Source organism: Alteromonas lipotrueae (genome assembly GCF_019249215.1).
GTDB lineage: Bacteria > Pseudomonadota > Gammaproteobacteria > Enterobacterales > Alteromonadaceae > Alteromonas > Alteromonas lipotrueae.
The window spans coordinates 134,928-143,251 of sequence record NZ_JAESDI010000013.1 but is presented as its reverse complement, the minus strand read 5'-3'; the positions used below and the strand labels follow the sequence as shown (position 1 = coordinate 143,251).

Genomic DNA, 8,324 nt, shown 5'->3' with positions numbered 1-8,324 from the left:
TTCCCCATGTGAGAGTAGCACACTGCCAGGTCCCATTCGAAGAAAGCCCTTATCGTATGATAAGGGCTTTTTTTATGTCTAATAGAAAATAATATTAGCAGTTACGCCGTAGTAAAAAACTGAGCGTACTGCAGGTCCTCCTTGCGCGCTCATTCCAAAAAAGCATCATGATTCTGCACCCCGTGGTATATGAGCCATCGAACTCAGAAGTGAAACCTATTAGCGCATGCCGAGACTCGGCGACCAGTAACTGGCGTAGGGATAGTGTGGGGTTCCGGTGACCGGCCCAGCCAGTGTGCCCCAGCCAGTGTGACCCAGCCAGTGTGCCCCAGCCCATAGTGGGTCCAAAAATGTGACAATGTGCTTGCCAATGGTTGTAAGAGCTAGCTCGGGCTGGCCCTACATACTGCCATAGTTCGTTGTGAAGCCACCCCATTCAAAGAAAGCCCTTGTCGAAAGATAAGGGCTTTCTTGTACCACGTATTCCTTATTTTCGGTTAACTAAGACTAACAGCGTATAGTTAAGGAAATGGTATTACGGTAGATTTGTACTAATGTAAAATAAATGTAAAATAAATGGTCCTGTAAATGTTTACTCTTCCCGCTATTATCGCAGTAGCTACTATATTGCTTGCCAGTTTTATTGTTAACAACGTATGGGTCATCTGTCTTTTAACTTTCCTGCTAACGGCTGCTACAAGCTGGTTTATGCGTGGTCAATCAGCTTCCAGCCCAGACAAGGTTAATGCGGAAGATCCACCAAAAGCAGAATCTGCTGTGGGTAATGCGATTAGCGAGGCATCTAGTCGAATCGCTATTGGAGGAGCATCTGTGTCACATTTTCTCGATAAGCTATCGGGAACATTCAAACAACAAGTCTCAAATATTAGTGAAATGGCCGATCGACTAGAACGCTTGGAAGAAGGAGGAGGCGCTTTAGACCAGCTCGCACTTTCCGCGACAGATGCCATAAAGGCTTCAGATGAAAAGACTCAAAATGGTAGCGCATTACTGTCAGACCTCTTAGCGCGTCAGAATGATTTGATTGCGCAAATAGCAGCATCATCTAATGCGCTTGGGCTACTCAAAGAGCGCGCTCAAGGTATAAGCTCTATCACTAATACCATTAACCAACTCGCCGACCAAACCAACATGCTAGCATTGAATGCTGCTATTGAAGCAGCTCGTGCAGGAGACCAAGGTAGGGGATTTGCGGTGGTTGCTGATGAAGTTCGCGAGCTAGCAAAAAAGACCACCGATGCAACACTGGGTATTGAAAACCTGCTTAAAGATGTAAGTCTCAGTAGTGAAGAGTCAGTTACTACCATGAGTAAAGTGTCTAAAACGGGTGAAACGATGAACGAATTGTTGGGTAAATCTGCTTCACTTATCACCGAAAGCAGTGTGCTTTCAAGTGAAGCACGCCATGCTATGGAGGAAATGCAAAAGACTGTTGCTGACTATACAGAACACAGTTCGGGTATTAGCGTAAACATAGTACAACTTCGTGATTCTACCTCAATGTTAGAGCAAGATTTATCCGAAGTGTCAGAAAAGTCATTAGCACTTAGTCATCAAACTGAAGATATTTTTAGGCATATCGAAGTATTCGATATAGATGACAGAAATGCATCAGTTAGGGATGTGGCCATAAACGCAGCTAACAAGGTTGCAAGACGGTTTGAGCAAGCGATAGCCGAAGGCCATATTAATGAAAGTGCATTATTTAACTTCACTTATGCGCCAGTGCCAAATAGCAACCCAGAGAAGTTCACCACATCGTTCGATAGCTTTACTGACAGGGCTTTACCTGACATTCAAGAACCTATCCTGCAACAACATTCATTTATTGTATACGCTGGCGCAGTAGATAAGAACGGTTACTTTCCTACCCACAACAAAAAGTTTAGCCATCCATTAACGGGGGATTTGAAAGTGGATATTGTGAAAAGTCGAACTAAACGTATATTCAACGATTACACGGGAGCGAGGTGCGGTAGTAACACTTCTTCATTTTTGCTGCAGACCTATAAAAGAGACACTGGCGAAGTCATGCATGACTTGTCTGCTCCTATAATGGTCAATGGGAAACACTGGGGTGGGTTTAGGATAGGCTATCAAGCAGCCGAATAGGACATAGATATTCCCCTTCTTGTTCTACGTAACCGCTACATTACACGGAGAAAGGCAATGTGGAGGGAGACAGACAGATGTGACGACTAAAATGCAGCCGTCTTTTAATTGCACTACATAACCAATATAGGCAAAGGATGCGATCGTCACATTGCTGCGCATAGAAGCAGGCATTCTTGTTATGAAAGCAACGTTACTAATCGGTCAGTTTGAAAATAAAGACAATTGTTCGTTGGTCAATTCAGAAAAGGATAGGTTGATGAGAGGGAGTATGCTGTCCGCGATGGGCATAATTTGTTTTTCAATGTAATGATCGTAATCAAGCGGTGCCATCTGATGCTCTGTAGTTTGAGGGCCTTGTACCGTCATGATGTAGCGTATAGTTGTATTGTGCTGATAACGTAGTCGTTGTCCTGTTTTACTATTAATATCATCTGCAAGGCGCGCGGCTTTTACATGGGGAGGCAATGATTTGATATAGTCGTTTAAGGGCTTTCGGAGTCGCTTTGCGTAAACGAGCCTTCCGTCTTCTTTGCCTTGGCGAATATTATCAACCGTTTGTTTAATAAAATCAGATACAGGGGCTTTTTCGAAAACCCGTCGATACAGCTCATACTGAAAGTACTTGGCTAATTCGGTCCAGTCTGAACGAACGTTTTCTAGCCCTTTAAACACCAACTCTTTTTTGTCGCCAATTTGCTTTAGGCCTGCATACCGTTTCTTGCTGCCTAAGGCAGAGCCTCTAATAGTAGGCATAAAAAAGGTTTCAAAGTGGGTCTCAAATTCGATATCCAAATGACAGTCTATATCATAGTTTTCACGGAGCTTGCTTTGCCACTTATGATTGATGGTGTTTGCTAGCGACTGTCCTGTTTCATAGGGCGTACCTAACGATGTGTTGTTATTCACATGTACAAAGGTAGAGTCTGTATCGCCATAGATGACTGAGAACCCCGCTTCTTCTATCCATTTTGCGGTAGTTTGCATTATTTCATGCCCACGCAAGGTAATAGAGCTTGCTAACCGTGGGTCGTAAAAGGGGCATCCGCCGCTACCTAATACGCCATAAAATGAATTCATTAAAATTTTTATTGCTTGCGAGCGTGGTGCATCGTTTTGCTTTTTAGCCTCATCTCTTTGGCGCCATAGGTTGTCTATAATATCGGGCAAAAAATGATTGTCACGACTGAACATAGCCCCTTTGAACCCCTCAATGGCGCTGTCGGGGTCTTTAAGACCTTCGGCAAGTCCCATTGGATCAATCTTAAACGTGCGAATAATAGACGGGTATAGGCTCTTAAAATCAAGCACGAGTACGTCAGAATACAAGCCTGGCTGTGAATTCATGACATAGCCGCCAGGACTAGCCAAGCCACCGTGTTCAGGACGAACTCCACTGACATAACGTCGGCGATGTAGCTTTGGTAAATAGACGTTTAGAAACGCGGCTACTGACCCACCGGGTCTTCCCAAATCGAGCCCTGTTAATGTCCCTCTCAAAATAAGAAATTCAATAAATCGGGTTTTTGCAGCAATATCATTTACCAACACGCAATCTTTATGGTTATAGCTGGCAAGTGAATAAGGGTCCTCGTAATACAAGGCTTTTATTGCAGCAAGTTTGTCTTCACTTTGTATGAGTTTTTTATCACCCAGTAATTGCTGTGCTACATTGTCTAACGAGAAAGAGTCAAATTGATAGGTCATGGTCTTTAGCGCTTCAATCCCATCTACAATACTACGACCGGGTATATCGACAATAGTTTGCCCATCCCAATCCCTAACCAAGGCTTCCCGTTTGTCTCTGCCTAGTGTAAATTTCAGTCCCTGCTTTTTAGCGCGTCTTGCAAGCACGGCCATATCAAATTGTTTGACGTTCCAGCCTAAGATAACGTCTGGGTCAATTTCACGTATACGCTTTACAAACGCAGTGATCAGCGCTGACTCAGTAGAAAACTGGCTAAGTGAAAATGTGTCTGGAACATCTAACGTCTTGGGGTGACTGGAAGCAGAAACCAACATCACTTCATTAACATCGTGGGAAGCTAGCGCTATACTGAATAGGTTTTCATTTTCATCGCACTCAATATCTATGCTAACTGAGTAAAGGCTTGGTGTGTAGGTGGCGGATCTAATTCTAGCTTCGGGTATGAATGTTGCTTTTTCGTCAGCAGCAACAAACTCGAGGGAACCGTAAATAAACCGTTCCATTAAATACCTGTCCGCCAGTCTTATATCAGCTTCATACAGAGTGATGTGTAAGCTTTTAGCAAGCTGTCTTAATTGATGCATGTGGGAGTCAGATGTGGTTTTAAGGGTGTCTACTTCCACTTGCTCAAGGGTAAAGAAACTATCAGAGGAAACTTCAACCTCAATACCTTCTCGTTTAGCCTTTTCCAGTATGCTCGCCGTGTTGTCGGTTGCAACAAAGCATGAGGGTTTCTGCGGTGCACTTTGAAGACACACAGGGCCTTGGTCGGTAGACACCCACACTTCAATACAAAGCCCGTTATGTTTACCGGTCCCATGCTTAACAATAGTGTGTTTACTGAGAATGTAACCTTTTCTAATCACGGCAAGTTAATTTTCGTTGGTGAAATACTGAAGGACCCATGATACAGGGCAGATTTTCTTTGCTCGAGAACAGAGCGGTAAATGGTTCACTAATGCTCGCTACCTCTCACTAACTCTCGGTATCGCTGTGCTATTACTTAACGCTATAGTTGATTATCAAACAGATACGTTTGTTTTTGCCTACCTATCGTTATAGAAGTAAGTATACCAGCGAAAAGGTGAAGATGTATGCATTACCCAGCAATTGAGCAACCGTCTCCAGGTCAATGGACAGAGATAGCGAAAGGCGTACTTTGGCTTCGTATGCCACTGCCTTTCGAACTTGACCACATTAATCTTTATCTTGTTGAAGATGATGATGGCTGGGTGGTTATTGATACTGGGCTTGGTACGAATACAACTAAAGCCTTGTGGAATGAGATTTTTGCTGCGTTGGATAAACCCATTTCAGCAGTATTAGTTACTCATTTGCATCCTGATCACGTTGGTTTAGCCGGTTGGATAGCCGACCAATTCAAAGTGCCACTTTACATGTCGCAGGTTGAGTATTTTACTGCGCGCGCGTTCACTGGGGGGAAAAGCGACACCTCTGCTTGGCGGGATGAGCAATACTATCACCGTGCAGGTTTGCAGGCTGATGAGGTGACATCGCTAATGTCTGGAAATAAAGGTTACAGTAATGTCGTATCGCCAATTCCAATCAGTTACCGACGGTTAAAGCAATGTGATGTGCTGACGCTAAATGGTAATTCGTGGGAAGTGATGATAGGGCGAGGGCATTCACCAGAGCACGTATGCTTATATTCTAAGGAGCTTGGAATACTGCTAGCGGGCGACCATATTTTACCGCAGATAACCCCTAATATAGGGGTATATTCAACGGAGCCCGAGGGCAATACGCTTCAAGATTATTTGGCTACGCTACTGCCTTTTACTGACTTACCTGAGAAAACCTTGGTGTTACCTGCACACAGACAACCCTTTATTGGGGTGAAAAACCGTGTGAATGAACTCATTGAGCATCACCATCGTCACTTAAATGCACTTTTGGAGGCTTGTAGTAAGCCTCAGACCGCTGTCGAATTGTTGCCTGTATTATTTAAACGGGAGCTTAGTGGTAGAAATATCGTGTTTGCCGTAGCCGAGTGCATATCCCATTTAAACTACCTCTTATCTCATGGAAAACTAACACGACATTTATCTGACGAGGGGGTTTACTTGTATGCGGCGTAACAATTGATGTTACTGAGGTGCTGTAGCTGAATCATCTTCTGAAGCGATAGGTAGCTCTATCGTCACGACCGTGCCTTTGCCCACTTTACTATTGATTGAAATTTTTCCTTTATGCTTTTCTACAATGGTATAGGCGGTAGATAATCCCAGCCCTTGGCCTTGACCTTCAGGACGAGTAGTAAAGAAAGGTTCGAAAACTCTTTTCATATTTTTTTGCTCAATACCTTCACCGCTGTCTAGCACCTTAATCGTAATATTTTCGTTATTTTTTAATAACGTTAACTTAACGTAGCCCTTGCCGGTAATGGCTTGGGCAGCATTTAGCAACACATTCATTAAGGCCTGTTTTATCATTCCAGGGTTTGCCATTATCTCTATCTTTTCATCAGGTGATTCAACCTTATAGTGATGAGAAGTATATTGGGTAGATACGAGTTTGATGGTTTGTGAAGTAATATCGTTCAAATCTACAATTTGACTGCCTTGTGTACTGTCGAGTGAGAATTGCTTTAGGTTATCGACAATATCTCTTACTCGATTTAAGCCTGCTTTTGATTCTTCGAGTAACTCTTCAATGTCTTCTTTTATCAAATCATAGTGCTGTGCTTCGAAAAGGTTTTTTATTTGTTCTTTCAATTCATCGTTAAAATCGGCAACGTGCCCCTCCACGCCATCGCAGATAGCCGTTAGGTTATTCGCATATTGTGAAAGGGTGTCTAAATTTGCGTTGATAAAGCCAATAGGGTTATTTATTTCGTGTGCAATACCAGCAGCTAACTGACCCGTTGATGCCATCTTCTCCGCTTGAATGAGTTGAGATTGGGCGGTATCAAGTTTACGGATAAGTTTGCGTTGGGCTTCGTGTTCGTCTTTTAATGCGGCAGATAGCTTTTGTTGGGTACGAAAGTAGCTGGCTTGCGCGGTAACGTCTTGTAAGAAAATACACGCGTATTTTTTGCCTGTGCTTTTGTCCTTTACCGGCAGTATCTCCATGTTTTGATACATTTGCGTTTCTTCGCCAGTTATCGGTCTACTGCTTTTAAAAGGAAATATATGGGGACGCTGCTCCCAGTAGCTGAAGCTAGGATGCTGTAGAACAAAAACCGATTTTAGCCTTCGCTTTAGAAATTTGCCTTGATCGCTAAAAATCTCGGTAACCGGTGTGTCTTTGTACGAAGCGCGATTCTCGTGAGGAAGGCGATCTCTAAAAAAGTCGTTTAAATAAACAACGAGAAAATTTTCATCAACGATGCCAATACCAACCGGAAGTTTTTCAACCAGTTGCTCAAACATTATTCTAGAAGTTCATCTAAGGTATCTTTCATTCTTGTCAGTGAATCGTCATCTAAGCAGAAAACAACACGCATAGAAAAGGATGAAACGGCTACCGTGAATTGTACTTCCATGACTAAACTATGTTGCCACTTAAGCTCATCGAAATTCTCTTTGTTAGGGGTAAACAACGTTGGCATATTCAAATTGGTGGTTAGTTCTAATTGACTTGATAAGCCTGCCAGACAAGCTCCGGCTAAAATATTGGAAAGCTCGAGTATAATTTCTTCTACATCTTCTTTACTAAGCGGTTCACTGTATTCCATCAATTTTGCCATCTCGCTCAGTCCAGAACGAGAAAGTACAGACATCACTTCACCTTGAATATCACCTAAAAAAGACTGGCGGGTGTGAAATGTATCGTCAGAGCCAAACAGCAAGGTGTATAGCTGAGTGGGGGTCACTGAGGTTATTTTAGGAATTGAAATATCAATTTTGGTTTCAATAAGTTGCGCGAGTGAATTTGCTGCTTGGCCCATTGAAATATTGAGCAATTCTTGCAGCGCATCGCGTTGTTCTTCGTCTAATGGTATTACAGCGCTCATAGATACCCCAACTCGAACATAGTCATTGCCAGTTCTTCTTTGTCTAATGGTTTTCTAATGAATCGTTGTGCCCCTAAGGAAAGCACGATGCGCTGTTTTTCCGGCTGAAAATCAGCGCTGATCACAATGACATTAGGGAAGCATTCTTCACGCTTGGATAAGTACTCCAGCACATCCACGCCATCAACCTCTGGCATGGTTAAATCGAGCAACACAAGATCGAAGGTGTTTTCAGCTAACAAATCTATGGCTTCTTGGCCATTAGTTGCTTCTGAAATGTCGTAGTCTAATTCCGGCGGTAACGACTTTTTTACGCTACGGCGTGATAATTTAGAGTCGTCAGCAACTAAAACAGATAGTGCCATCAACAGCCTCCTTTAACGTCTGTTAGTACAGTGTGTGCAATTTCTTAGCGCCTGCAAGAAGCTTAGTAGACATACTAAGATTCTAAAACCTAGGTAGGTGTATTTACGCAAGGAACATTAAGAGTATATGACAAGGAGGGCA

The 8,324-nt window shown here is 43.1% G+C and carries 6 protein-coding genes; 2 read left to right on the top strand and 4 right to left on the bottom strand.

The window, feature by feature from the left end; translation table 11 throughout:
- Window positions 1–588 precede the first annotated feature (588 nt).
- Window positions 589–2,133 (top strand): methyl-accepting chemotaxis protein, encoded by a 1,545-nt coding sequence (locus tag JKP82_RS16015; protein ID WP_218397803.1) that lies wholly within the window; start codon window positions 589–591, stop codon window positions 2,131–2,133.
- 204 nt (window positions 2,134–2,337) lie between these two features.
- Here the strand turns inward: JKP82_RS16015 and JKP82_RS16010 are convergent, their stop codons facing one another.
- A complete protein-coding gene (locus JKP82_RS16010) occupies window positions 2,338–4,707 on the bottom strand; it encodes a DNA polymerase II (RefSeq protein ID WP_218397801.1) in 2,370 nt (789 codons plus the stop codon).
- A gap of 228 nt (window positions 4,708–4,935) precedes the next feature.
- Here JKP82_RS16010 and JKP82_RS16005 point away from each other — a divergent pair, with 228 nt between their 5' ends.
- Entirely contained in the window at window positions 4,936–5,940 is a 1,005-nt protein-coding gene (locus JKP82_RS16005) for an MBL fold metallo-hydrolase (RefSeq protein WP_159533212.1), read from the top strand.
- A gap of 9 nt (window positions 5,941–5,949) precedes the next feature.
- Here the strand turns inward: JKP82_RS16005 and JKP82_RS16000 are convergent, their stop codons facing one another.
- From JKP82_RS16000 to JKP82_RS15990, 3 genes are read right to left on the bottom strand one after another with little or no spacing between them, the layout of a single operon-like run.
- The gene (locus tag JKP82_RS16000) at window positions 5,950–7,233 is read right to left on the bottom strand and encodes a sensor histidine kinase (RefSeq protein WP_159533210.1); all 1,284 of its coding nucleotides are present in this window, start codon (window positions 7,231–7,233) and stop codon (window positions 5,950–5,952) included.
- Complete coding sequence (locus JKP82_RS15995; protein ID WP_013782668.1) at window positions 7,233–7,817, bottom strand: chemotaxis protein CheX; 585 nt, start codon at window positions 7,815–7,817, stop codon at window positions 7,233–7,235. Before JKP82_RS15995 ends, JKP82_RS16000 begins: the two co-directional genes overlap by 1 nt.
- A complete protein-coding gene (locus tag JKP82_RS15990; RefSeq protein WP_159533207.1) occupies window positions 7,814–8,182 on the bottom strand; it encodes a response regulator in 369 nt (122 codons plus the stop codon). Before JKP82_RS15990 ends, JKP82_RS15995 begins: the two co-directional genes overlap by 4 nt.
- Window positions 8,183–8,324 lie beyond the last annotated feature (142 nt).